The organism is Niveispirillum sp. (assembly GCF_052437035.1).
In the GTDB taxonomy this organism is placed as follows: Bacteria; Pseudomonadota; Alphaproteobacteria; order Azospirillales; family Azospirillaceae; genus Niveispirillum.
The window spans coordinates 131,521-155,130 of record NZ_JBQVOH010000011.1; the positions used below are offsets into that span (position 1 = coordinate 131,521).

General features: G+C 65.1%; 22 protein-coding genes. 7 read left to right on the forward strand and 15 right to left on the reverse strand.

Annotated elements, in window-relative coordinates; translation table 11 throughout:
* Positions 1–2 precede the first annotated feature (2 nt).
* Together ACT6Q8_RS21880 and ACT6Q8_RS21885 are read right to left on the reverse strand one after the other, a co-directional pair.
* The gene (locus ACT6Q8_RS21880; protein WP_444734422.1) at positions 3–986 is read right to left on the reverse strand and encodes an AAA family ATPase; all 984 of its coding nucleotides are present in this window, start codon (positions 984–986) and stop codon (positions 3–5) included.
* A 114-nt stretch (positions 987–1,100) separates the two neighbouring features.
* Complete coding sequence (locus ACT6Q8_RS21885) at positions 1,101–2,171, reverse strand: replication initiation protein (RefSeq protein ID WP_444734423.1); 1,071 nt, start codon at positions 2,169–2,171, stop codon at positions 1,101–1,103.
* 812 nt (positions 2,172–2,983) lie between these two features.
* On the opposite strand from ACT6Q8_RS21885, the gene ACT6Q8_RS21890 reads away from it, so the two are divergent.
* Complete coding sequence (locus ACT6Q8_RS21890; protein WP_444734481.1) at positions 2,984–4,447, forward strand: NAD-dependent succinate-semialdehyde dehydrogenase; 1,464 nt, start codon at positions 2,984–2,986, stop codon at positions 4,445–4,447.
* A gap of 20 nt (positions 4,448–4,467) precedes the next feature.
* On the opposite strand, the gene cysG is transcribed toward ACT6Q8_RS21890, so the two are convergent.
* The 4 genes from cysG to nirB all read right to left on the reverse strand — a co-directional run bounded on the left by cysG (position 4,468) and on the right by nirB (position 11,533).
* Positions 4,468–5,931: a siroheme synthase CysG gene (gene cysG, locus ACT6Q8_RS21895; protein WP_444734424.1), complete on the reverse strand. Its 1,464-nt coding sequence runs from the start codon at positions 5,929–5,931 to the stop codon at positions 4,468–4,470.
* A complete protein-coding gene (locus tag ACT6Q8_RS21900; RefSeq protein WP_444734425.1) occupies positions 5,906–8,551 on the reverse strand; it encodes a nitrate reductase in 2,646 nt (881 codons plus the stop codon). The genes cysG and ACT6Q8_RS21900 overlap by 26 nt, the downstream gene beginning before the upstream one ends.
* 177 nt (positions 8,552–8,728) lie before the next feature.
* The gene (gene nirD, locus ACT6Q8_RS21905) at positions 8,729–9,052 is read right to left on the reverse strand and encodes a nitrite reductase small subunit NirD (protein ID WP_054167791.1); all 324 of its coding nucleotides are present in this window, start codon (positions 9,050–9,052) and stop codon (positions 8,729–8,731) included.
* Positions 9,053–9,058: 6 nt separating this feature from the next.
* Positions 9,059–11,533, reverse strand: coding sequence for a nitrite reductase large subunit NirB (gene nirB, locus ACT6Q8_RS21910; protein ID WP_444734426.1), 2,475 nt, complete (start codon positions 11,531–11,533; stop codon positions 9,059–9,061).
* Between the two features lie 477 nt (positions 11,534–12,010).
* On the opposite strand from nirB, the gene ACT6Q8_RS21915 reads away from it, so the two are divergent.
* Genes ACT6Q8_RS21915 through ACT6Q8_RS21925 form a run of 3 tightly spaced genes read left to right on the forward strand, consistent with a single transcriptional unit; the run spans position 12,011 to position 15,005 of the window.
* Entirely contained in the window at positions 12,011–13,390 is a 1,380-nt protein-coding gene (locus ACT6Q8_RS21915; protein WP_444734427.1) for an MFS transporter, read from the forward strand.
* A gap of 17 nt (positions 13,391–13,407) precedes the next feature.
* The gene (locus ACT6Q8_RS21920) at positions 13,408–13,995 is read left to right on the forward strand and encodes an ANTAR domain-containing response regulator (protein WP_054167792.1); all 588 of its coding nucleotides are present in this window, start codon (positions 13,408–13,410) and stop codon (positions 13,993–13,995) included.
* A gap of 2 nt (positions 13,996–13,997) precedes the next feature.
* Positions 13,998–15,005 (forward strand): CmpA/NrtA family ABC transporter substrate-binding protein, encoded by a 1,008-nt coding sequence (locus ACT6Q8_RS21925; RefSeq protein WP_444734428.1) that lies wholly within the window; start codon positions 13,998–14,000, stop codon positions 15,003–15,005.
* Between the two features lie 8 nt (positions 15,006–15,013).
* On the opposite strand, the gene ACT6Q8_RS21930 is transcribed toward ACT6Q8_RS21925, so the two are convergent.
* From ACT6Q8_RS21930 to ACT6Q8_RS21960, 7 genes are all read right to left on the reverse strand, one after another.
* The gene (locus tag ACT6Q8_RS21930; RefSeq protein ID WP_054167794.1) at positions 15,014–15,724 is read right to left on the reverse strand and encodes a cupin domain-containing protein; all 711 of its coding nucleotides are present in this window, start codon (positions 15,722–15,724) and stop codon (positions 15,014–15,016) included.
* A gap of 103 nt (positions 15,725–15,827) precedes the next feature.
* On the reverse strand, positions 15,828–16,400 hold the full coding sequence (locus ACT6Q8_RS21935) for a 3TM-type holin (protein WP_444734429.1): 573 nt from the start codon (positions 16,398–16,400) through the stop codon (positions 15,828–15,830).
* A 124-nt stretch (positions 16,401–16,524) separates the two neighbouring features.
* Positions 16,525–16,854, reverse strand: coding sequence for a CcdB family protein (locus ACT6Q8_RS21940; RefSeq protein ID WP_444734430.1), 330 nt, complete (start codon positions 16,852–16,854; stop codon positions 16,525–16,527).
* The gene (locus ACT6Q8_RS21945) at positions 16,841–17,026 is read right to left on the reverse strand and encodes a hypothetical protein (RefSeq protein WP_054167797.1); all 186 of its coding nucleotides are present in this window, start codon (positions 17,024–17,026) and stop codon (positions 16,841–16,843) included. The genes ACT6Q8_RS21940 and ACT6Q8_RS21945 overlap by 14 nt, the downstream gene beginning before the upstream one ends.
* Positions 17,027–17,088: 62 nt before the next feature.
* Positions 17,089–18,090 (reverse strand): DUF2891 domain-containing protein, encoded by a 1,002-nt coding sequence (locus ACT6Q8_RS21950; RefSeq protein WP_444734431.1) that lies wholly within the window; start codon positions 18,088–18,090, stop codon positions 17,089–17,091.
* A 13-nt stretch (positions 18,091–18,103) separates the two neighbouring features.
* Positions 18,104–19,054 (reverse strand): DUF979 domain-containing protein, encoded by a 951-nt coding sequence (locus tag ACT6Q8_RS21955; RefSeq protein ID WP_444734432.1) that lies wholly within the window; start codon positions 19,052–19,054, stop codon positions 18,104–18,106.
* Positions 19,051–19,722, reverse strand: coding sequence for a DUF969 domain-containing protein (locus ACT6Q8_RS21960; RefSeq protein ID WP_054167809.1), 672 nt, complete (start codon positions 19,720–19,722; stop codon positions 19,051–19,053). The genes ACT6Q8_RS21955 and ACT6Q8_RS21960 overlap by 4 nt, the downstream gene beginning before the upstream one ends.
* Before the next feature lie 270 nt (positions 19,723–19,992).
* On the opposite strand from ACT6Q8_RS21960, the gene ACT6Q8_RS21965 reads away from it, so the two are divergent.
* Complete coding sequence (locus ACT6Q8_RS21965; RefSeq protein ID WP_444734433.1) at positions 19,993–20,451, forward strand: DUF4112 domain-containing protein; 459 nt, start codon at positions 19,993–19,995, stop codon at positions 20,449–20,451.
* A gap of 42 nt (positions 20,452–20,493) precedes the next feature.
* Positions 20,494–21,006, forward strand: a complete 513-nt coding sequence (locus ACT6Q8_RS21970) for a tellurite resistance TerB family protein (RefSeq protein ID WP_054167801.1) — start codon at positions 20,494–20,496, stop codon at positions 21,004–21,006.
* Between the two features lie 73 nt (positions 21,007–21,079).
* Here ACT6Q8_RS21970 and ACT6Q8_RS21975 read toward each other — a convergent pair whose 3' ends face one another.
* A complete protein-coding gene (locus ACT6Q8_RS21975; RefSeq protein WP_444734434.1) occupies positions 21,080–22,303 on the reverse strand; it encodes an MFS transporter in 1,224 nt (407 codons plus the stop codon).
* Between the two features lie 225 nt (positions 22,304–22,528).
* Here ACT6Q8_RS21975 and ACT6Q8_RS21980 point away from each other — a divergent pair, with 225 nt between their 5' ends.
* A complete protein-coding gene (locus ACT6Q8_RS21980) occupies positions 22,529–22,948 on the forward strand; it encodes an organic hydroperoxide resistance protein (RefSeq protein WP_054167802.1) in 420 nt (139 codons plus the stop codon).
* A 40-nt stretch (positions 22,949–22,988) separates the two neighbouring features.
* On the opposite strand, the gene ACT6Q8_RS21985 is transcribed toward ACT6Q8_RS21980, so the two are convergent.
* Positions 22,989–23,474 carry a YkgB family protein gene (locus ACT6Q8_RS21985; protein ID WP_444734435.1) on the reverse strand — a complete coding sequence of 162 codons (486 nt, stop codon included), beginning with the start codon at positions 23,472–23,474 and terminating at the stop codon, positions 22,989–22,991.
* Positions 23,475–23,610: the final 136 nt, after the last annotated feature.

Below are 23,610 nucleotides of genomic sequence, written 5' to 3' on the forward strand. Positions count from 1 at the left end.
GTTCAGCCTCCCGTTACCGTCGATGCCTGGGCCAGGGGCAGGGACGTGCCCGCCGCAATGGCCGCCGCCAACTCGCGATATGTCGCGACACCGGCGGCGTCGGGGTATAGCTCCACCGCCGGCTTATAGTTCAGGTTGGCCTTGCCAAAGGCACTGTTATCGTCAATGGGGGCCAGGACCGGTACGGTGGCCCCCAGGCTGGCGATCAGCAGGTCCAATATCTGTTTATCCACCGACTTCCGACGTCGGAACTGCGTCGGCAGGATGCCGGCCAGACGCAGGCCGGGGTTCAGGCGGCGCTGCACCTTGGCGATGGTATCCTGCATCAGGGCCAGACCCATCGTGTCCATCGGCTCCGTCCGCACGGGCACAAACACCTCATCCGCTGCCGTCAGGGTCATCAGGGTCATCATGCCCAGATTGGGCGGCCCATCGATGATGATATGGTCAAAGCGCTGACGCAGCGGGGCCAGACATTCGCGCAGCAGCATTTCCGTCCCCGGCTCCCGCACACCATCGGCCTTGGCCAGATCGATATGGGAGGGCAGAAGGGTGAAATTCCCGACCGGGATCAGGGCATCATCAACGGGAGCCGCGTCCAGCAGCACATGGGGCAGGGTGCGTCGTTCCCGGTAAAGATCGACCAGCGGCACGCCCAGGCTTTCACTGGCGCTGGCCTGCGGATCGGCATCGACCAGCAGCACGCGCCGCCCGGACCCGGCCAGGGAGGCGGCGATATTGATGGCGGTGGTGGTCTTGCCCACGCCGCCCTTCTGGTTGGTGAAGGCCAGGATACGGGCCGGCAATTGCTGGCTGGCGATGAAGGCGGCGATCTCCTTGGGGATACGCTCGCCCCCGCTTTCCCATTTGCTGATCCGGGCATTGTCGATGCGCTTGCCCAGCCGGTCGTTCAGCCACAGCGCGAACTGTTCCTGCGTCAACCCGCCCAGCCGGTGGCGGAACACACGCAATTCCTCGCCCGTCATGGCCATACCCCTCGCAAACACCATCCAGCCTATGGATGAATGTTTGTTACAAGCGGGTCAACAGGATTTGTAAGTGCCCAGGGTTTTACCGGACCTTTGCAACGGGGATGTGGCTCAACACACCAACTTCTCCTCCGCCACCACCGTATCGGCGATGGCCGGGACCCATTTCTTCAGGTTGGTGGGTGCCGTGGCGGCAGCGGGCAGGGTGACGCCCAACTGCTTGGCGCGTTCGGCCCAGGCCTTGCGCGTGTTGAAATCAGCCGCTTCCAGCCAGCGCAGGGCGGCGATGACGCCACGTTGTTTGAAACGCCTTGCCTCGGCAGCGGCGGCCATCTTTTCGGCGGCCTCGCCCTGGCGTTGTACCTTGGGCTTGGCCGCCGTCTTCACGGCCTTTTCCAGTTCGCCAACATCCTTGCTGCGCACCCGGAAAACCAGACCGACCACGCGCCCGCCATTGCCGCCGCGTCCCTGCCGAATTTCGTCCATCTCCACACTGAACTCGGCCAGCTCGTTGATTTCCTGAATGGCGGGATCCAGCGCCTTTTTGCGCAAATCCTTGAAATCCTTCAGCTTGTCACGGCAGCCCAGGACGTCGCGCACCTCGTCGATCTTGGCACTCCAATAGGGCTCCGTCGCCTTGCGGTCGGCATAGCGTTTCAGGATTTCATAGAGGGTCAGGGCATATTTGCTGGTGAACTGATAGATGACCGACAGGGACAAGGCGGAATAAAGCGCCGGTTCAACCAGCCGCTGGGCCACCTCTTCTGGAAACTCAAAGGTCAGTTCGCCTGTCACCTCATTGATGGTGACACGGCCCAGAAGATGGTCGGACACCCAGGTCCGTCCATCAGACCCCAGGACATCATACTGGACCAGAACCTTCTGCAGCCGGGTCAGGCTCTCTTTCAGCCAGAAATTGGTATCGCCATGCGAGGCGGCGTCGCGCGCCTCTGCCGCGAAGCGCCTGATATCGGACAGGTGGGTATTGTGCCGCGTCGCCTTGCCGATATTGGGGGCGGCGATGGCCAGCAGATGGTTGAACAGCTTGCGGTCGGACAGGCGCAGATCCTCGTTCCCGGTCGCCCGCACCTCCACCAGGGCGGTGGCCTTGATCAAGGTCCCACTCAATTTCTTGCGGCGTGCCGTCTGGGTCGCCACAATGGATAGTGATGGTTCCGACACGAAACCTGCCCCCGTTTCCAGTGACGGCAGTTAGGCATAACCCGGACCAGATGAAAAGAAATGAGTCCGTTGAAAATGTCCGTTGAAAAGCCCTGCTTTCTTTAATTCCTAGATTCCTTAGAATCCTAGGGCTGGATTACAGCGATTTTTCAATAGGTTGCGGGGTTTACCCGGACAAACGCAACGCTCCCCCGGACCTTCACAACGTTTCAGGGGGAGGTTCCCAACGCCCCCCGGAACCTAACCCGGACCTTTTCAACGCCACCCTTTGATATCAGCGCTTTATGCCCCGCTACCGGACTTTTCCTACGCTTATCCGGACCTTTTCAACGGCTCCCCGCTTCCGGCTTTCACCGGACATTCCCAACGGGGATGCCGAAAGCGGCCCGAATCAAGGGCTTGTGATTCGGATTCAGCGGACTTTTTCAACGGGTTCACCGGACTTCTTCAACGCCCCTTGTAAGCTCTGATGAGAGTTCACCGGACATCTCCAACGGGGGACAGTGAGGGCAGAAGCCTTTATCCGGACCTTTTCAACGGGTGGAATCGGGAGCGGTCAAATGATCCCCCGCCTGGTGGACATTGGCCTTGGATGGGCTGGAACGGGCCCCGCCGGGTCTGCGTCTTATCCCGACAGGGTGATCGCTGTGGCGGTGAAGGTCCGCGTGGCCGGCAATCCGGCCATGACCTGCCTCTACTTGGCGGGATCGGAAACTTCGCCCAGCTTGGGTGATGAAGCCGGGGACGGAACCGGAGCCGACCCGGCGCCTTGAAGAAACAAGAACACGCGAAGGGTACAGAAGATGGACCAGATGCAGCACCCGATGGGGCTTTCCGATGCCGGCCTGCTGCGCACCCACGGTGTGATCGGCGGTGCCTGGGTGGGTGCCGATGCCGGCGGCCTGCTGGATGTGCGCAACCCGGCCACGGGTGCCTTGCTGGCGCAGGTGCCGATGATGGGCGCGGCAGAGACGGTCCGCGCCATCGATGCCGCCGCCGCCGCCCTGCCGTCATGGCGGGCCCTGACGGCGCAGGAACGGGCAAAGCTGCTGATGCGCTGGCACGATCTGATGCTGGACGCTGCCGATGATCTGGCCCTGCTGCTGACCCTGGAACAGGGCAAATCCCTGGCCGAGGCGAAGGGGGAAATCACCTATGGTGCCAGCTTCATCAACTGGTTCGCGGAGGAGGCGCGCCGCGCCTATGGCGATGTCATCCCCACGCACAAGCGCGGATCGCGCCTGATCACCATCAAGCAGCCGGTGGGCGTGGTCGGCGCCATCACCCCCTGGAACTTCCCCAACGCCATGATCACGCGCAAGCTGGGGCCGGCCCTGGCGGCAGGCTGCACAATTGTGCTGAAACCGGCGGAGGCAACGCCGCTGTCGGCCCTGGCGCTGGCCGTGCTGGCCGAACGGGCGGGCATTCCGGCGGGCGTGATCAACATTGTCACGGGCGATCCCGTTGCCATCGGCGGCACGCTGACCGCGTCCTCCACGGTACGGAAGATCAGCTTCACCGGCTCCACCCGCGTGGGCCGGTTGCTGATGGCGCAAAGCGCGCCGACGGTAAAGCGCCTGTCGCTGGAACTGGGTGGCAACGCGCCCTTCATCGTGTTTGACGATGCCGATCTGGGGCCGGCGGTGGCCGGTGCCATGGCGTCGAAATACCGCAATTCCGGCCAGACCTGCGTCTGCGCCAACCGCCTGTTTGTCGAAGATGGCATCCATGATGCCTTTGTCGCCAAGCTGGCCGAGGAAGTGGGCAAGCTGAAGGTTGGCAATGGTGTGGAGGCCGGCGTCAACCAAGGCCCGCTGATCAACCGGGCCGCGGTTGAGAAGGTGGAGGAACTGGTGGCCGACGCCCTGGAGAAAGGCGCGACGCTGGTCATGGGCGGCAAGCGCCATGATCTGGGCGGCTGCTTCTATGAGCCGACGATCCTGACCGGTGTCACCGGTGAGATGCGGATCGCGCATGAGGAAATCTTCGGCCCCGTCGCCGCCATTCAGCGCTTCCGGGGTGAGGAGGAGGTGCTGCGTCTGGCCAACGATACCGAGTTCGGTCTTGCCGCCTATTTCTACAGCCGCGACCTGGGCCGCATCTGGCGCGTTGCCGAGGGTCTGGAAAGCGGCATGGTCGGCGTGAATGAGGGCCTGATTTCCACCGAAATCGCGCCGTTCGGTGGCGTCAAACAGTCCGGCCTGGGCCGGGAGGGCAGCAGCCTGGGCCTGGATGAGTATCTGGAGGTGAAATACATCTCAATGGCCGTGGGGTGAGGGGCGGGGCGTAGCGCGGATTAGGCGTAAGCCGTAATCCGCGGAACAACGGTTGGGTTTTCCACCGCCCACCCCGGCGCATGCGCCACCGCATCCCCCACCAGGATCAATGACGGGGCGCCAGGGTCGGTGAGTGCCGGCGCGTGGGGCAGGGCGGCGATGGTGGCAAACCGCACCTCCGCATCCGGGCGGCAGGCATTGGCGATCAGGGCGGCGGGCGTGTCGGGCGGCAATCCCGCCTTGATCAGGCTGCCCGCAATATCGCCCAGCCGGTCGCGCCCCATATAGAGCGCCAGGGTCGTGCCCGGATCGGCCAGCTTGGTCCAGTCGATGGCATCGGTTTCGCCCGATGTGCGGCAATGGGCAGTAACCACGCGCATCGACCGCGCCACGCCGCGATGGGTCAGCGGCAGGCCCAGCTGTGCCGCCGCCCCCATCGCCGCCGTGATGCCGGGGATCACCGTCACGGCCACGCCGTGACTGCGCAGAAATTCCGCTTCTTCGCCGGCGCGGCCAAAGATGAACGGGTCCCCGCCCTTCAGCCGCACGACGCGCAGACCCTTTTTGGCACAGGTGGCCATCAGCCGGTTGGTGAATTCCTGCGGGACGGAGCGGCAGCCCGCCCGCTTGCCCACCGACACCAGCCGCGTTTCCCGCCGCGCCAGGGCCAGGATGCTGTCGGGCACCAGCGCATCGTGCAGGATGATATCGGCGGACCCGATAGCGCGGGCGGCATGCAGGGTCAGCAGGCCCGGATCACCGGGGCCGGCACCCACCAGCGTGACGGCCCCGCCCTCATCCCGCCCGCCGGCGGTGAAGCGGGACAGTTCGGCCATGATCTCTGCCACGGCCCCATCTTCGTCCATGCCCATCAACCGGTCGGCCAGGCTGCCTGACAGGACCCGGTCCCAGAAACGCTGCCGGTCGCGGGTGGTGGACAGGGCGTCGCGCACGCCGTGACGGGCGCGCTGCGCGGCCCGCGCCAAACTGGCATAGCCGGCGGGGATCGCCGCTTCCAGCCGCTGGCGGATATTGCGGGCCAGGGCCGGGGCGCCGCCGCCCGTCGATACCGCCACCACCACGGGCGACCGGTCCAGGATGGCCGGCACCGTGAAATCGCACTGTTCGGGCACATCCACGACATTGACCAGCACATTGCGGGTAAAGGCGGCACAGCGGATACGGTCCGTCAGGTCGGGATCACCCGACCCGTCCATGGCGATGGTTACCCCGTCCAGAAGCTCTGGCCGGAACTCCGTCTCCCGCCGCCGGATGGCACCGCTTTCCAGCAGTTCCAGCATCTCCTCCCCCACCTCTGCCGCCAGAAGCAGGATATCGGCCCCGGCGCGGATCAGCAGCCGGGCCTTGGACGCCGCCGCGTCACCACCGCCTGCCAGCAGGACCGACCGGCCCCGCAGATCCAGAAACAGCGGGAAATAGGGCATGGGGCTTGCCGGATCAGGCCGCGACGACAGGTGCAGCATGGCGCAGGATCTCCTTGATCTCGGGAAGGCAGGAACCGCAGCCGGTGCCGGCGGCGGTGAGTTTGCCGATATCGGCGACGGAGCAGGCCGGGCGCGATGCGGCGGTTTTGGTGATGCGGTTGCGGCCTACCCCATGGCAGGAACAGACGATGGGGCCATCGTCGGCACCCTCATTCTCCGGCGCGCGACCGGCGAGCAGGCGGGTGCGATCCATCGCCGTCAGGGCCGGCTTGGCAAACAGGGCGGACAGCCAGTCGCGCGAAATCTCTGGCCGTTCGGGGGCCAGGAACAAGGCGGCGATCAGCCTGCCATCCTTCACCCAGGCCCGGCGCGTGATGTCCTGCGCCGGGTCGGTAAAGTCCAGGATTTCGGCATCTTCAAGCCCGGACAGGGCAGGGGGCGCGTCGCCGGCCAGCTCATAAATCCGGCACGCCCCCGCCTCCTGCCGCACCCAATAGGGAATACTGGAAAACTCATGCCTGCGCGTCGTGAAGAACAGGCCGGCCCAGGCGGTGATGAACCGTTCCACCCGCACGGGCACATGCTTGCTTTCCGGCTGGCCCGACACCGGGTCGGTATGCGGCGCGATCAGGCGGCCGATGCCCCCCTTGGCCGACAGTGTGTCGGACCAATGCATGGGGATAAAGACCTGACCCGCCCGCTGTGCCTCGGTAATCGCTACGCGCAGCACGGCCTCACCCTGCAAACTGATCACACGCGCTAGTTCACCGTCCAGAAGGTCGGCGGCCTGCGCGTCGGTGGGGTGGATTTCCAGCAGCGGTTCCGGGCGGTGGGCCGACAGGCGGGCGGACAGGCCGGTGCGCGTCATCGTGTGCCATTGGTCGCGATACCGCCCCGTATTGGCGATCAGGGGAAAGCGCAGGGAGGCGCGTTCCACGGGCGGCACATGGCGTACGGCCAGCATGCGGGCCCGGCCATTGCCGTGGGTGAAGCGGCCATCAGCATACATCCGGTCGGTGCCGCGCTTGGCGCCTGCCGGCATCGGCCATTGGAACGGCTCCATGCCAGCATAGTCGGCTTCGCGCTTGCGGCCCCAGGCGGCGATGTCGAAGGCGCGCAGGCCATCATTCTCAAAGCCCGACAGGATGGCATGTTCGCGGAACACCTCACCCGGTGTGCGCCAGGCGAAGGCGGGGCCAAAGCCCATCCGGGCCGCAACCTTGGCCATGATCCACCAATCGGCCTTGGCCTCCCCCGGTCCGTCGCGGAACGGGCGCTGGCGGGAAATGCGGCGTTCGGAGTTGGTGACGGTGCCATCCTTCTCCCCCCAGCCCAATGCGGGCAGGCGGATATGGGCGTAATCCATACTGTCGGTGCTGCCCACGATGTCGGACACGATGACCGTGGGGCACAGGCGCAGGGCCTCGCGCACAAGGTCCGCTTCGGGCAGGCTGACCGCCGGGTTGGTGGCCATGATCCACAGGGCCTTGATGCGGCCTTCCCGGATGGCGCGGAACATGTCCACGGCCTTCAACCCCTGCCCACCCTTCAACGCCGGGGCGTTCCAGAACCGGCGCAGCCGGTCCACATCCGCCGAGTCGTCGGGGTTCATATGGGCGGCCAGCTGGTTGGCCAGCCCGCCCACCTCGCGCCCGCCCATGGCATTGGGCTGCCCGGTCACGGAAAACGGGCTGGACCCCGGCTTGCCCACCCGACCGGTGGCCAGATGCACATTCAGGATAGCATTGACCTTGTCGGTGCCGCGCGACGACTGGTTCACACCCTGGCTGAAGACTGTCACGGTACGCGGGGTGGAAGTGAACCAGTCATAGAAGGTGGCGATATCGGTAGGGTCCAGGCCACAGGTTGCGGCCACATCGCCCGCATCCTCGGCTGCTGCTTCCAGCGCTGCCTCCAGCCCCGTGACATGGCGCAACACATAGGCGCGGTCGATGGCCTCCACCCGGTCCAGATGCGCCAGCAAGCCGTTGAACAGGGCCACGTCGCTGCCGGGCTTCAAGGCCAGATGCAGATCGGCCAGATCGGAACTGGCCGTGCCGCGCGGGTCGATCAGGACGACGCGCGTGCCCCGGTCCCGCCGGGCGGTGCGCAGGCGCTGCGCCAGTACGGGATGGCACCAGGCCAAATTGGACCCGACCAGCACCACCAGATCGGCAATCTCCAGATCCTCATAATTGCCCGGCACCACATCGGCCCCGAAGGCGCGTTTGTGGCCGGCGACCGTGGAGGCCATGCAAAGTCTTGAATTGGTGTCGATATGCGGGCTGCCGATGAACCCTTTCAGCAGCTTGTTGGCGACATAGTAATCCTCCGTCAGCAACTGGCCGGAGACGTAGAAGGCGATGGCGTCGGGGCCATGTTCGGCCAGGGTTGCGGACAGCCGCCCCGCCACTTCGGCAATCGCTGTGTCCCAGGTGACGCGCTGACCGGCCACTTCCGGGTACAGCAGACGCACATCGCCTGCCGCCTCGGCATTGACCGTATCAATCAGGGCTGCCCCCTTGGAACAAAGACGCCCCTGGTTGGCCGGGTGGTCGGGATCGCCGCCCACCACCCAGCCATCCCGCGCCCGGCTGACAACCAGCCCGCAGCCAACGCCGCAATAGGGGCAGGTGGTGCGGATTTCGGTGGTGGACATGGGGTGCTCCTACAAACGCTCTTACCGTCATCCCGGCGAAAGCCGGGACCCAGGGGTCCCAGGCTCAGGCCTGTCGGCAGCGTTGATGAACGGTGGGGACATGTTGGGCTATTGGCCCCTGGGTCCCGGCTTTCGCCGGGATGACGAAACGGGGGCGAATGCAGGTGAGGGAAGGCGTCACACCACCAACCCCAATTCCACCCGCCCATCGACCAGCCGCGCGGGGATGCGCCCCGTGCAGCCTTCGTCCGGCCCCTGCGCAAAGCCGGTGGCGAGGTCAATGACCCAGTTATGCAGGGGGCAGGTCACGGCATGGCCATGCACGATGCCTTCCGACAGCGGCCCCTTCTTGTGCGGGCATTCATCGCGCAGCGCGAAGACCTGATCATCGATGGTGCGGAACACCGCGATGCGGCCTTCCCGATGGTCCACACGGCGGGCACCCTGGACGGGAATGTCCGTCAGCGGGCCGATATCCTTCCATTCAAGCGGGCGGTGCATGGCGGCTCACTCCACGGTGGCAAGCGTTTGGAAATCACGGGCGGCGGGGGCACCGGGTGCGCGTTCGGCCCAGGGATCGACCTGCGCATGGCGCTGGCTGGCCAGGAACCGTTCGTGCAGGGCGCGGCGGTTGTCGGCATCGTCCACCACGCGGGTCTTGACGAAATCCAGGCCCACCCGCTCGATCCAGGGGGCCGTGCGTTCCAGGTAATGCGCCTCCTCCCGATAGAGCTGCATGAAGGCGCCGCAATATTCCTGCACCTCCTCTTCGGTGGTCACCTTGGCCAGAAGGTCGGTGCCGCGCAGCTTGATGCCGCCATTGCCGCCGACCAGCAGGTCAAAGCCGCCATCGGTGGCGATGACGCCGAAATCCTTGATCGTCGCCTCCGCACAGTTCCGGGGACAGCCCGACACGGCCATCTTGAACTTGTGCGGGGTCCAGGAGCCCCAGGTCATCCGTTCCAGATTGACCCCGACCTCCATGGATTTCTGCGTGCCAAAGCGGCACCATTCCGACCCCACACAGGTCTTTACCGTCCGCAGCGCCTTGCCATAGGCATGGCCCGACACCATGCCGGCCCCGTTCAGATCGGCCCAGACGGCGGGAAGATCTTCCTTCTTGATGCCCAGCAGGTCTATACGCTGCCCGCCCGTCACCTTCACGGTTGGGATGTCGAACTTGTCCACCACATCGGCGATGGCGCGCAGTTCCTTGGCATTGGTCAACCCGCCCCACATGCGGGGGACGACTGAATAGGTGCCGTCCTTCTGGATGTTGGCATGCACGCGCTCATTCACGAACCGGCTGGCGCCGTGGTCGACATACTCACCGGGCCAAGTGGCCAGCAGATAGTAATTCAGGGCCGGGCGGCAGGTGTGGCAGCCATCGGGCGTCTTCCATTCCAGCGCCTGCATGACGGCGGGAATGGATTTCAGTTCCTGTACCCGGATCAGGCGGCGGATCGTATCATGGTCATGGTCGCTGCACTTGCAGATCGGCTTGACCCCTGCCGCCTCATACTCACCACCCAGCGTATGGGCCAGCAGCCCTTCCACCAACCCGGTGCAGGACCCGCACGACGCCGATGCCTTGGTCGTGGCCTTCACCTGATCCAGGGTTGTCAGACCCTTTTCGGCGATTGCCTTGACGATGGTGCCCTTGCAGACGCCGTTGCAGCCGCAGATTTCTGCCGTATCAGGCAGCGCCGCAACGGCGGCGGTAGGGTTTGCGGCACCGCCTTCCTTGGCCGCGAAACCCTGACCGAAGATCAGGGTGTCGCGCAGGCCGCTGACATCCTCGCCTGCCTTCAGAAGCTGGAAATACCAGGCACCGTCAGCGGTATCGCCATACATGACGGCACCCTTGATGCGGCCATCCTGCAGAACGATGCGCTTGTAAACGCCACGGCCCGCGTCGCGGAAGACGATATCCTCCGTCCCCGGCCCACCGCTGAAGTCGCCTGCGGAGAAGACGTCCACGCCCGTCACCTTCAACTTGGTGGAAGTGACGGAACCCGGATAGCCCGCCGCCTGTTTGCCCGCCAGATGATCGGCCAGGACCTTGGCCATCTCAAACAGCGGCTGCACCAGACCGTAACAGGCCCCGCGATGCTGCACGCATTCGCCGACGGCGGTGATGGCGGGATCGTTGGTCACCATATGGTCATCGACCATGATGCCACGTCCGACTTCCAACCCGGCGGCCGCTGCCAGCCGCGTATCCGGGCGGATACCCACGGCCATCACCACCAGATCGGCCTTCAACTCGGTCCCATCTTTCAGAGCTACGCCCGTAACATGGGTGTCACCCAGGATGGCGGCGGTATCGGCGCTGGTCAGTACGGTCAGGCCCCGGCGCTCCAGCTCCCTGGCCAGCAGATGCCCGGCGGACGCGTCCAGTTGCCGTTCCATCAGATGCCCGGCCAGATGCAGGACGGTGACGTCCATTCCCCGCGCCTTCAGGCCCACGGCGGCTTCCAGGCCCAGCAACCCACCGCCGATAACCACTGCGTGCCCGCCCTTGGCACTGGCCGCCAGCATGGCATCGACATCATCGACGTCGCGAAAGGTGACAACACCGGGCAAACGCGCACCGGGGATGGGGATGACGATGGGCATGGAACCGGTGGCGATCAGCAGCCGGTCATAGGGGACGGACAGGCCGGACTTGGTGATCACGACCTGATCATCACGGTCGATCTGCTCCACCGGGTCTCCAGCATGCAGCTTGATATGGTTGCTGGCGTACCAGTCCAGGTCGTTGATCACGATCTGGTCAAAGGTCTTTTCGCCCGACAGCAAGGGCGACAGCATGATGCGGTTATAATTCACGCGCGGTTCGGCGCCGAACACCGTGATGTCGTACAGGTCGGGGGCCCGTTCCAGCAATTCCTCGACAGCGCGGATGCCGGCCATGCCATTGCCGATAACGACCAGCCGGGGGCGTGAACTGGTGGCCGGGGGGGCGGAGAAGGGGGTCATGTCTGGCTCCATCCATCTCTTGCGCAAAAAACGCGCAATAAAAAAGGCGTCCGACCGTGCATCGTCCCTCGCCTGGGGACAGTTACACGTTCGGACGCCATTATCCGGTGGGGCCCGGCCTTGGACCCCTATATGCACCCTTCCCACCGGGAAGGGCCGTCGCAACGCTGCATCGCCTTGCGCCGCTCCCCTATTTGCGAATGCCGTGCCAAGGCGGCAACCCGTTGGAATCACAGGATTCCAGGGGAGGGAGGCCGACGCAGGGGACCCATCCATTGCCAAAAATTAAGGCATCGCCCAAACGGTGATGCATTTTTGTGCAGTTGCGAAGGGTCGCGGTGGCGCAAAGCCCCGGAATCCCGCGCCTGCGCCCGCTGGCACGGCCATTGCTGAATGAAACCTGTCCCGAGGCAGGGATATTCCATCGTCCAACGGCGGACGACCAGGCAGGGGTGGGGTGATCCCCCACCGCAACGCATGGCCGCCGACGGGGAACCGACAGGCGGCCCGGACGACAAAGGCATCACGATGGATATCCGCAACAAGGCCACGCGCATCGACCTGTTCACGCTGAAAAGCGTGCAGATGCGGGCCTTTCACATGACTTGGTTTGCGTTCTTCCTCTGCTTCTTCGGCTGGTTCGGTATTGCCCCGCTGATGGCGGTGGTCCGTGACGATCTGGGTCTGACCAAGGGGCAGATCGGCAATATCATGATTGCGTCGGTGGCCATCACGGTCGCCGTGCGCCTGATCATCGGGCCGATGTGTGACCGGTTCGGCCCGCGCCGCACCTATACGGGCCTGCTGGCGTTCGGCTCCGTGCCCGTCATGTGTGTCGGTCTGGCCGACAGTTACGAGACATTTCTGCTGGCACGGCTGGCCATCGGGGCCATCGGTGCCGCCTTTGTCATCACCCAGTACCACACGTCGGTGATGTTCGCGCACAACGTCGTGGGCACGGCCAATGCGACCACGGCGGGCTGGGGCAATTTGGGTGGCGGGATCACGCAGATGGTGATGCCGCTGGTCCTGACCGGCATCCTGTTCCTTGGCGTGGACAAGGGCCATGCCTGGCGGCTGGCCATGGTGGTGCCGGGTCTGGTGCTGCTGGTGGCCGCACTCGCCTATTGGCGCTTCACCCAGGATTGCCCGGAGGGTGATTTCAAGGATCTGCGCGCCGCCGGTCGCCTGCCGCCCGCCGGTGGGGGCAAGAACGGGGGCAAGGGCAAGGGTGGTTTCGTTACGGCCCTGTCCGATATCCGCGTCTGGGCCTTGTTTATCGCCTATGGCGCCTGCTTTGGCGTGGAGCTGACCCTGCACAATATTGCGGCCATCTATTTCTTCGACAATTTCAAGCTGGACCTCGCCACCGCCGGCATCATCGCGGGCCTTTTCGGTTCGATGAGCCTGTTTGCACGCACCCTGGGCGGCTTTCTCTCCGACCGCTGGGCCGGACAGGCCGGCTTGCAGGCGCGTGTGCGCCTCCTGTTCCTGGTGCTGTTTGCCGAAGGGCTGGCGCTGCTGCTGTTCTCGCAGATGACGGTCCTGTGGATCGCGGTGGCGGCGATGCTGTTCTTCTCACTGTTCGTGCAGATGGGCTGCGGCGCCACCTTCGGCATCGTGCCGTTCGTGAACCGCAAGGCGCTGGGGTCCGTGTCGGGCATTGTCGGGGCGGGCGGGAACATGGGGGCGGTCGCCGCCGGTTTCCTGTTCAAGGCGGAAGGCATCACCTATCAGCAGGGGCTGATGTATCTGGGCATCGCGGTGACCTTGGCGTCGCTGCCGACCCTGCTGATCCGCTTCAATGAGGGTGCGGTGGACGAGGTGCGGGGCGTGGTCCCCGTGCCGGCGGAGTGAGGGTGACAGACAAAAGCATGGCCAATCCTGAACCCAATATCCTGGTCATTGACGGCAATCCCGACCGTGCGGCGGTGGTGGAACGGGGGCTGGTGGAATCCGGTTGGGTGCGCGTCAGTACGATTGGCCCCTCGGTCAATCTACTGGCCCGCATCCAGGCGCTGGCCCCCGATGTCATCATCATCGACCTGGAAAATCCCGACCGCGACACCCTGGAGCAGATGTTCCAGGTCAGCCGCGTGGTGCAGCGGCCCATCGCCATGTTCGTGGACCAGAGCGACAGCCAGATGATCCATGCGGCGATTGAGGCCGGGGTCAGCGCCTATGTCGTGGATGGCCTTCGTCAGGACCGTATCAAGCCCATTGTTGAAACGGCCATCACCCGCTTCAACGCCTTCGACCGGCTGCGCCGCGAACGGGACGAGGCGCAGTCCAAACTCCAGGACCGAAAACAGGTGGAGAAGGCCAAGGGCCTTCTGATGAAGCATCGCGGCCTGTCGGAGGAGGATGCCTACAACCTGATGCGGCGCACCGCCATGAAGCAGAACCGCAAATTGTCCGACATCGCGCAGAGCGTGATCACCGCCTTCGAGATGGAGCTTTGAGAATGGCCGAGATCGTCAAGCTGGGCTTCGCGCCCCTGGTGGATTGCGCCATTCCCGTCGCCGCCGCCGAAATGGGCTTTGCCGCCGCCGAAGGCATCGACCTGATGCTAGACCGCGCCCCGTCCTGGGCGGCCTTGCGGGACAAGCTGGCCTTCGGGCGGGTGGATGGTGCCCATATCCTGGCACCCCTGGCGCTGGCCATTCATCACGGCATTGCCGGCGTGCCGGCCACGCCGCTGGTCGTGCCCGTGTCGCTGGGGCTGGCCAATAATGCCATCACTGTGTCGATGGAGCTTTATGAACGCATGGTGGCGGCGGCACCCGATGTGATGGCGGGGCCGCCTTCCCTGCGGGCGCGCGCGCTGCGTCCCGTCATCGATGCCGACCGGGAGGCGGGCAAGCCGTTCCTGTCCTTCGTCACCGTCTTCCATTTCTCCTGCCACCATTATGAGCTGCTGAAATGGCTGGCCGATGGCGGGATCGATGGGCGCACGGAGGTGAATATCGGCGTCATCGCTCCGCCGCGCATGGCGGAAAGCCTGGCCGCCGGCTGGATCGACGGCTATTGCGCGGGCGAGCCCTGGAACCTGCGCGCCGTCCAGCGCGGGGTGGGCCAGGTGGTGGTGACCAAGGCCGATATCAGGCCCGATGGGTTGGAGAAGGTGCTGGGCCTGCGCGCCGATTGGGCCGATGCCGACCCCGCCCGCACCTCCGCCCTGATCCGCGCCGTGGTGAAGGCCGCCGACTGGTGCGCCGATCCGGCCAACCGGGGCGATCTGGCCCGGTTGCTTGCCGAACCCCGCCATGTCGGGCTTGCGGCAGACCTGATTGCCGAAACCCTGGCCGGCGCCATGCCGGCCCCCAACCGCAACCGACCCGACCCGGCGGATGTGGGCCGGCTGCTGACTGAGATGGCGGCTGCGGGGCAGTTGCAGGCGCCCGCCGATGGAGGGGCAGCGCTGACCGCCGTCTGGCGGCCTGATCTGTATGACGGGGCAATGGGGGGCTGATGCCCCCCTTACGCCGGGCGGTAGATCGCGTAGATCTTCGCCACGTCCACCCGGCTTTCCCAGGAACAGGTGGCGGCCTGTTCGACCAGGAAGATGTCGCCCTTGTTGAATGTGCCCTCGCGTCCGGCCTCATCCACGAAGGTGACGGACCCGTCCAGCAGCAGCATCAGTTCAAAATGCCGATAATACATGGCGCGGCGGTGATAAGGGGTGCTGTCCCACACACCGCACATGAAGGTGCCGCTGCCCGACACATAGGTCGTATGGTTGCGGCAGGCGGGCGTGGGCGACAAAAGCAGTTCGGCCAACGGCGCGCCTGACGGCGTCAGGGCCACGCCGGTATCGATGGCAACCACCCGGTCAGCACCGGGCCCGCCTTCTTCCGCACAGCCCATGATCAGCAGGGTGGCACCAGAGGGTGCGGACCATGACACAGCCTGCCCGCGCGGTACCACGGCACTGTCATCGGCCCCCAGCGTCACGGCAGTGCCACCCGCCACCAGGGCCAGGCTGCCCGACAGGACCAGCACGAACTCGTCGCCGGCCTGTGCTGGTGACTGCCCCTCACCGGGTGCCAGGCGCAGGGCCGACAGGGTGACGGGGCCGGGGGCAAGGTCCAGGGCCTTGCGCCCGTTGGTCCAGGTGCCGCTGGCCGCACCATCGGCAAGTGCCGATGCCGCAAAGGCACGCAGATCAATGAAGCTAAAAACCCTGTCCATATCCCGTTCCCCATGCTGGTTCGCGCCGCGACGATAGGGGAGGTGGGGCGGCGGCGGGCACCGATCCGGGCAGCGGCCACGGCAGTTCATGCCGTCCCCGGCATCAACCCTTGGCACCCGCACCGTTGCGGCGGTTCCATTCGCGAATGGCCGCTTCCGACAGGGGGGTGCCCCTATCGGCCATTTCGGCCTTGTACTGATCGGGGTCCATGGGGGCGGGTGCTCTGGTCGCCTCGATCTGCCGCTGCGTCGCCAGGACGGCCTGCACCTGTTCCAGGCTCGGCCCCCTGGTGCGGCGGGCCGACAGCAGGGTGCGGTCGCCAAAGAAGAAGGCGATGATGGCGCCCAGCACCACCCACATCTCTTCCGGGATCAGGGCCCAGGCCTGGGCCGCCGCCGCAAAGCCCACCGGGTCCGCCGACGCCCAGACGAAAATGCCGATCACCCCCAGCGCCATGGCGGGCCGGGGCAGACGGTTCAGCCCGTCGATGAAACTGTCCCACCAGGTGCGGCCCTGGCGGTCGGCGAATTCGGCCCCGAACTGCTGAAACCGGGCCAGCATCTCGCCATGGCGGCTGGTCTCGTCCTGGGTTCTGTCGCCGGTAAAGGGCGTGATGGCGCCGGCCAGGGCCTGGGCACCACCGCCGACCAGCGCCTGTAACAGCTTGCTCAGCATGGGTTTCAATCCTTCAAATGCACAAAGGCGGCGGCAGCCGATCAGGGCCGCCACCGCCTTTGCAGGGATTCCGGGTGGGTGTGGGAAAAAATTATAGGAATAAAGTCAGTTTTGCAAGGGGCGATCAGTCTGGATATCCGCGTGCCAGAACCTGATCCAGGGCACGGATCAGGATGTCTCCATGGTTGGCAAGGTTGCCCGCGTACCGCCCCAGTGACGATCGGGGAATGTTGGTGATCTCAAGCGCCTGAAAATGCAGCGATACGCCGTCGACCCTGACAATGGGCGCCATGGTGGGATCGCGGAAAAAGCCAGGTTCGGGGGACAATGGGACGACAATACACCGCTCCCATTGCCGAAGCAGCCCGGTCTGCACAATCACGAAATACGGAAAAAGCTTTTGGGATCGCCCATTGTTCACATGAACATCAACTGGGGCATCAGTGCTGGCCATACTCGTCGGCAACGGAAATGCCCTGGGCGGACCAGCGATTATAGCGTTCCATCTCCTCGTCCATGCGAGCCTGGAGTTTGTCACGCTCCGTCTGCACAGGCGCGATGATCTCCTTGCTGCCGATGGTTTCCGGCAGGTTCACCGGCTGCTTCACGGCCTTGGCGCTGCTCATCGTCCGCGTCCCTCACCATATCCAGGGGCGATCATACCATTCCGCCGCCCCCCTGACGATGCCTATGCATGCCCCGTCAGGGCCAGCAGGGCGAAGGTGGCCAGCCAATGTTCGCCCATATAGTCGCCGGCCACATGCGGCAGGCTAGCGGCCAGATGGGCATCCGCCGCTGCCTCCGCCCGTTCGCGCGCCCTGTCCGGCAGGGCGGGGGCGATGGCGCGCCAGCACCAGGCACGCGACAGGTTCAGCCCGTCCAGATGCGCGATCTTGCCGTCCGTCCGGTCGCTGGGCGTGGCGGGCTGGAACAGGGTCGCCGGCTCTGCGTCCGCCAGACGCGGCAGGAAGGAAGACAGCCAGTGGGCATAATCACCCGGCGGCAATGCGTGACGCATCAGTTCGGCCACCATCAGGGTGGGGGACAGGAAATCATCCTGCGACGGTTCCCAGGCCTGGGCATCGCGGTCGCCGCCATGCCAGGCCTTTGCCCGGTCACGGCACAGGTTGGCCAGGGCCGCATCCCCCACCTGATCGGCATAATCCAGTGCCAGGGTCAGGGCGAAGGCCGTATTGCCATGGGTGCCGGCCCGCACCGGATATGTGGCCAGCGGCAGGAACGCCTTGAACCTGTCGGCGAAATCCTGGGCCAGCGGGGTGAGCGCTGCCGCCCATCGCCGCCCATCCGCATCGTCCGCGCGGTTCAGTTCGGCGGCCAGCGCCAGCAGCCAGCCCCAGCCATAGGGCCGTTCAAACCCGCGTGCCGTGGGCCGGGTCAGATAATCCCGCTCGCCCGCGATCCTGGCCGGCGTCAGATGGCTGTCAAACAGCGCCTTAATGGCGGGACCCGTCGTCAGACCGGGGAACAGCCGCCGCAACCGGGCCAGCAGCCAGTAACCATGCACGCAGGAATGCCAGTCGAAACTGCCATAGAACACGGGGTGCAGGCCGCGCGGATCACCGACATCGTCGGGACCGGCCAGGACATGATCCAGCTTGTTTGGATACTCGCGGGTGACATGGCCCAGGGCCAACGCCGCTAACTTGTCGGCAAGGGCTTGATCCAGCATCCGTCCCTCTCCCTCACCGGAAAGCCAGCAGATACATCAGCGCGATATTGATGCCCAGCAGCGGCAGGGCCGTGGGGATCTGTGCCTTGATGACGCCGTTGCGGTCCTTCAGTTCCAGAAGCACCGCCGGCACCACGTTGAAATTGGCCGCCATCGGCGTCATCAGGGTGCCGCAGAAGCCCGACAGCATGCCGATGGCCCCCATCACCGCCGGGTCGCCCCCGAACTTGAACACCACCAGCGGCAGGCCCACCGCCGCCGTCATCACGGGGAACGCGGCGAAGGCATTGCCCATGATGATGGTGAACAGCGCCATGCCCAGGCAATAGGCCAGCACGGCGGCAAATGGCCCGTTCAGCGGCAGATAGTCACCGATCAGCGTCCCCACCGCCTGACCCACCCCGCCCAGCGCGAAGACAGCCCCCAGCGAGGCCAGCATCTGCGGCAGGATGGCGGCCCAGCCGACGGAATCCAACAACCGGCGCCCCTCCTGTACCGCCGCCACCGGGCCGGGCCGCAGCCAGACCAGACACAGCGACAGGGCCAGCAGCACGCCTAAGGTCAGGGAGACCAGCGTCGCATGCCGGCTTTCCACCAGCGCCTCCCCCCCGATGGTCAGGTGCTTGAACAGCAGGGTGCCGACCAGAACCGTGGCCGGGATGACCAGGGCGGGGATCAGCAGCTTTCCCCCGCGCCGGGCCGCCCTTTCGCGCCGTTCCTCCACACTTGTGGTCCGCGCCGTCCCCTTGCCCAGGCCGACGGCACCAACGGCCACCAGCCCCAGGACCAGCAAGCCATTGCCAATATCGCCCAGGTGGTCGCCGGCCAGGAACGACGTGGCAAGCCCGCCCCAGAACAGGAAATTCAGCCAGCGGCGGGGATTGCCCCGGTCCAGCAGGCCATAGATGGCGCAGGCCCCGAAGAACAGGCCGCCGATGATATAGATCTCGTGCAGCCCGATCATGCCACGGCCCCCTTCATGCCCAGGCGCCGATCCAGGGCACGCAGCCGGACGGCATGCACGCCAAGCGCCGCAATGGCCGACGGGATGGCCCAGATCGACAGTTGCAACGGTTCCACCATCACGCCGTTCTGTTCCAGGAACCCCTTGATCAGCAGGATCGACGCGATAGCCAGGAAGATGTCTTCGCCAAAGAACAGGGCAATATTGTCCACCGCCGCCGCATGGGCACGCACCAGATTGCGGGTGTCATCATCCAGCGGCCCGTGCCGCTGTTCGGCCGCCGCCTCCGTCATGGGGGCCAGCAGCGGGCGCACCGTCTGTGCATGACCCCCGACGGAGGTCAGGCCGACTGCGGCCAGCGCCTGACGCACCACGAAGTAACCCAGCAGCAGCCGGCCCGGTGTCGCCGCCTTCACCCGCGTGATCAGGCCGCGCGCCAGTTCCTGCAAACCTTCGCGTTCCAGCAACCCGATGACGGGCAGCACAATCCAGATCAGGCTGACATAGCGGTTATCATTGAAGGCCTTGCCCAGGGCCGCGATCAGGGCCAGCGGCTCCATCCCTGCTGCCAGCCCCGTGGTGATGGCCGCCGCCGCGATGACCAGCAAGGGATTGATCCGGGCCACAAACCCGATGACCACAACCCCCACACCCAACAAAACCCACATGGCGCCCCCGGACCCGGCAATGAAGGCGACAGGGTGCATGGATAGGCCCCGATTTTCCAGGGGAAAGGACAGGGTTAGCGGTGTGGTTCATCACTTCCGCCTTTGTCCTTTTGCTAAAAAATCTCCACCTCCACCCTTGAACCCCCGGCCCACCCCCCTTACATCAGCGACATCCTGGGTCCGGGCCCCTCTGGCGTGATGGCGACAGCCGCACGCGATGTCGGACTCCTTGGGCGAAGCTATGGCTTGGTCGTGAAGGAGCCTGTCTTTATGTCGAACCTGGAACGTTACTCCCCCCGTTACGATGATGCCGGCGCCGATGCGCATATGGACAATCACTGGCGCATCCGCCGGCGGTTGGACCGTGTGGCGCGGCTGCTGGACAGCGCAATCAAGCTGCCTATCGTCGGGCGGGTGGGTCTTGACGCGCCGCTGAACCTGATCCCTGGCGCCGGTCTGGCGCTATCCACGGGCGTTGCCGGCTGGCTGGTCTGGGAAAGTTCCCGGCTGGGTGCGCCCAAACGGCTGGTCACCAAGATGGCGGGTAATGTCGTCATCGACAGCCTGATCAGCGCCATCCCCGTCGTGGGCTGGTTCGGCGACCTGTTCTTCCGCGCCAATGACCGCAATGTTGAGCTTCTGCGCCGTCACCTTGATGGCCAGCACCCCTTCCGTCGACCCCAGAACGGGCGCGGCGGGGTTATCGACGGGAACTATACCCGTCTCTAAAATATCAAAATAAAACAACATCTTGGCAGATGAGGTCCTGATATGAGCCTGTTCAACATGTTCAAAAGCGACAAGGGCGAGGCAATGACGGCCCACAAGGCCTTCGCCATCGCCCTTCTCTATACCATGGCCGCCGATGGCGAGATGGATGCCGAGGAGGTGGGTCACCTTCTGGCCGTCATCGGCGGGGAGAAGTCGGGCGGCACCATCGGTGTCGGCGCCAACAACCAGGCGCTGTTGAATTCCGCCATGAAATATGTGCGCAGCCACAGCCATGAGCAGTTCCTGGCCGAGGCGACGCCCGTCCTGACCACGGCGCAGCGCCTGTGCATCCTGATGAACCTCGTCGACAGCGCCCTGTCGGATGGCGAGGCGGAGCCGGAGGAGCGCGAATTCTTCGACAAGGCGCAGAAGGCCTTCGGCATCACCGACGCGCAGTTCAGCCCCTATTTCGAAGTCATCATGATGAAAAATGACCGGTCGGTGTTCGTGGACAAGAACCACCCCATGAACCAGCCCGGTTTCCAGGTCGGCATGCCGGGGCAAGCGGCATGACCGTTGCGGCCGCGGGCAACACGTCCCGCGGGCCGGCTCCCCTGTCCCGACCCGCGCGCCCGCGGCCGCCTTTTTATAAAGGTGGCTCCGTCGGTGGCCGTGCCCTGGCTACCGCGAAGAACACCAGTGTCATGGCAGCCGCCATGATGATGAACCCCACCAGCACCCCTCCATAGCCGCCGGTCAGGTCATAGACCAGGGCGGCGAAGGACGGGGCCAGCGCCCGCACCACGCCGATGGGTGTGGTCAGCAAGCCGTTGATGGCGCCATACGCCCGGCGCGTCAGCATTTCCGGCACCGCAGCCCCACGCACGATGGTCAGGATGCCGTTGGCGGCGCCATAGATCAGAGCAAAGCCGACCAGCACCGCCATCTGCGTCCCCGCCGCCGCCAGACCCAATAGCGACAGAGCCAGGGTCAGGGTGGTAAAACAGCCGATCCGGGCAATGGGCGTAGCCCGCGCCAGGGCGACCATGGCCACCCGTCCCGCCACCTGTGCCGGACCGATGATGGCCATGATGGTCACGACATGGGCCGCGTCCAGCCCGCGTTCGGCCAACAGCGGGTAAAGGTGGAAGGTGACCCCCGTAAAGGCCGCGAAATACAGCATGAAGGCAAGGGCCAATCCCCAGAAGGCCCATTGCCGCAGAGCCCAGCGCACAATCACCCCATCGCCGCCCACACCGGCCGCACTGCCGGCCATTCCCGAGGCCGCGCCATCATCGCGCAGCAGCCATAGATGCAGCGGCAGATTGACCAGCAGAATGAACCCCGCCAGGGCAAAGGCTGTCCCGCGCCAGCCCAGATGATCCAGCAGCGCCTGTGTAATGGGGATAAAGACTGTGCTGGCAAACCCGCCCCACAGGGTCAGGGCCGTGATCTTGTCACGGGCATCCCTCCCAAACCGCCGGGCAATGATGGCAAAGGCCGGTTCATACAGCGTCATGGCCTGGGCCACGCCAATGCCGATGAAGGCCGGAACCAGCAGCCAGGCCGATCCCGCCGCGCCCCAGGCTACAAGCGCCAATGCCCCCAAGACCGATCCCGCCGCCATCACCGCCCGGCCCCGCCCCCGGTCAATGGCCCGACCCACCGGATAGGCCGACAGACCCGCCATCCCCAACGCCAGGGAGGCCAGAAGATAGGTTTCCATCTTCGACCAGCCCAGTTCTGTCCCCATCGGGGCGGCCAGCAGCGGGAAGGCATAGAGCAGGCTGCCCCAGGCGATGACCTGTCCAACACCCAGCCCAGCGATGAACAGGCGGATACGGGCGGGCGGGGGAGGGGCGTTGGTCACGATTCTGGTAAATCCAGCCATTTCAAGGTGCTTATGCCAGCACCCGCCCGCCGGAAAGGTCAAGCCCGTCAAACGCAGAAAACGCATAGCATGCGATCTAATCGCACACGATAAATTGGATTGCACGCGATCTAATTGTGAGCGATCTTTCCATCACGAGATCGACGGCGCCAACCGGCCCCGCCAACCACCCGGCTAAAGAGCCGACAGACAGGAGTGATGATCATGAAGGTTCTCTACACCGCCAATGTGACCTCGACCGGTGGCCGCGATGGCCGCGCCACCTCCGACGACGGCATCCTGGATGTGAAGCTGGCCCCGCCGAAGGAACTGGGCGGTGCCGGTGGCGCTACCAACCCGGAGCAGCTTTTCGCTGCCGGTTACACGGCCTGCTTCATCGGCGCCATGAAGTTCGTGGGTGGCCGCGACAAGATCGCCGTGCCGGCCAATGTCTCCGTGACCGCCAATGTCGGCATCGGCCAGCGTGATGATGGTGAAGGTTTTGGCCTGATCGTGAAGCTGAATGTCAGCCTGCCGGGCCTGGATGCCGCCACGGCCCAGGATCTGGTGGCCCGCGCCCACAAGGTCTGCCCCTACAGCCACGCCACCAAGGGCAATATCAGCGTGGAGACGGTGATCGTTTGATCACGGACTTGTACGACACGGTGAATGGGGCGCTGCGTTTTTACGCGGCGCCTTTTTTCGCGTCTGCAAGACGGTGCCCGGCATCCAGCGCCAGCGCGAAACAGGCGGCCAGCAGGACCACATCCTTGAACAGGAACTGCGCCAGCGATCCCATGAAGGGGAAGCCGTAATCCTTCTGCCAGAGATTGGCGCCGATGGAGAAGCTGAGCGTGACCAGGAAGGTGGCGATCCCCATCACCCCACCCAGCAGGCCGGCCCGGTGCGACCAGGCCCCCAGCGCGATGAACGTCCCCGCCGACAGTTCCAGGACGCCGATGGTATTGCTGGCGCCTTGCACGCCCCAGAGCGGGTACATCCAGGCAAACAGCCAGTAATGTTCGGCAATGCGGGCCACGCCTTCGGCCTCATAGGCGGCAAATTTAGCGATGCCGAACATGGCGAAGATGAAAACCATTGACCAGCGAAGCGCCTGAATGGCGGCAGAAGGTCCCGGAAGGCGGTTCAGTGCGCTGTCTATGGCGGTCATGGTGGCTCCCCTGGCGTGCGTGGTTCACCATCATTCGCGCCAAGGGTGCGGAGGTTACGGGGGGGGGGATATTGTGTTCGTGGTTCCCTCACCCTCCCAAGCCTTCAGGCTTGGGCCCCTCCCTCTCCCACGTTCG

Bases quoted from the DNA above. Each gene is read 5' to 3' on its own strand.
- ACT6Q8_RS21970 (WP_054167801.1), top strand. From the start codon at position 20,494: ATGAGCCTGTTCAACATGTTCAAAAGCGACAAGGGCGAGGCAATGACG.
- ACT6Q8_RS21945 (WP_054167797.1), bottom strand. From the start codon at position 17,026: ATGAGCAGCGCCAAGGCCGTGAAGCAGCCGGTGAACCTGCCGGAAACC.
- ACT6Q8_RS21980 (WP_054167802.1), top strand. From the start codon at position 22,529: ATGAAGGTTCTCTACACCGCCAATGTGACCTCGACCGGTGGCCGCGAT.
- ACT6Q8_RS21920 (WP_054167792.1), top strand. From the start codon at position 13,408: ATGGCCAATCCTGAACCCAATATCCTGGTCATTGACGGCAATCCCGAC.
- ACT6Q8_RS21925 (WP_444734428.1), top strand. From the start codon at position 13,998: ATGGCCGAGATCGTCAAGCTGGGCTTCGCGCCCCTGGTGGATTGCGCC.
- ACT6Q8_RS21955 (WP_444734432.1), bottom strand. From the start codon at position 19,054: ATGATCGGGCTGCACGAGATCTATATCATCGGCGGCCTGTTCTTCGGG.
- ACT6Q8_RS21935 (WP_444734429.1), bottom strand. From the start codon at position 16,400: ATGCTGAGCAAGCTGTTACAGGCGCTGGTCGGCGGTGGTGCCCAGGCC.
- ACT6Q8_RS21965 (WP_444734433.1), top strand. From the start codon at position 19,993: ATGTCGAACCTGGAACGTTACTCCCCCCGTTACGATGATGCCGGCGCC.
- ACT6Q8_RS21930 (WP_054167794.1), bottom strand. From the start codon at position 15,724: ATGGACAGGGTTTTTAGCTTCATTGATCTGCGTGCCTTTGCGGCATCG.
- ACT6Q8_RS21890 (WP_444734481.1), top strand. From the start codon at position 2,984: ATGCAGCACCCGATGGGGCTTTCCGATGCCGGCCTGCTGCGCACCCAC.
- nirB (WP_444734426.1), bottom strand. From the start codon at position 11,533: ATGACCCCCTTCTCCGCCCCCCCGGCCACCAGTTCACGCCCCCGGCTG.
- ACT6Q8_RS21880 (WP_444734422.1), bottom strand. From the start codon at position 986: ATGACGGGCGAGGAATTGCGTGTGTTCCGCCACCGGCTGGGCGGGTTG.
- ACT6Q8_RS21950 (WP_444734431.1), bottom strand. From the start codon at position 18,090: ATGCTGGATCAAGCCCTTGCCGACAAGTTAGCGGCGTTGGCCCTGGGC.
- ACT6Q8_RS21900 (WP_444734425.1), bottom strand. From the start codon at position 8,551: ATGTCCACCACCGAAATCCGCACCACCTGCCCCTATTGCGGCGTTGGC.
- ACT6Q8_RS21915 (WP_444734427.1), top strand. From the start codon at position 12,011: ATGGCCGCCGACGGGGAACCGACAGGCGGCCCGGACGACAAAGGCATC.
- cysG (WP_444734424.1), bottom strand. From the start codon at position 5,931: ATGCTGCACCTGTCGTCGCGGCCTGATCCGGCAAGCCCCATGCCCTAT.
- ACT6Q8_RS21960 (WP_054167809.1), bottom strand. From the start codon at position 19,722: ATGTGGGTTTTGTTGGGTGTGGGGGTTGTGGTCATCGGGTTTGTGGCC.
- ACT6Q8_RS21985 (WP_444734435.1), bottom strand. From the start codon at position 23,474: ATGACCGCCATAGACAGCGCACTGAACCGCCTTCCGGGACCTTCTGCC.
- nirD (WP_054167791.1), bottom strand. From the start codon at position 9,052: ATGCACCGCCCGCTTGAATGGAAGGATATCGGCCCGCTGACGGACATT.
- ACT6Q8_RS21940 (WP_444734430.1), bottom strand. From the start codon at position 16,854: ATGGCCAGCACTGATGCCCCAGTTGATGTTCATGTGAACAATGGGCGA.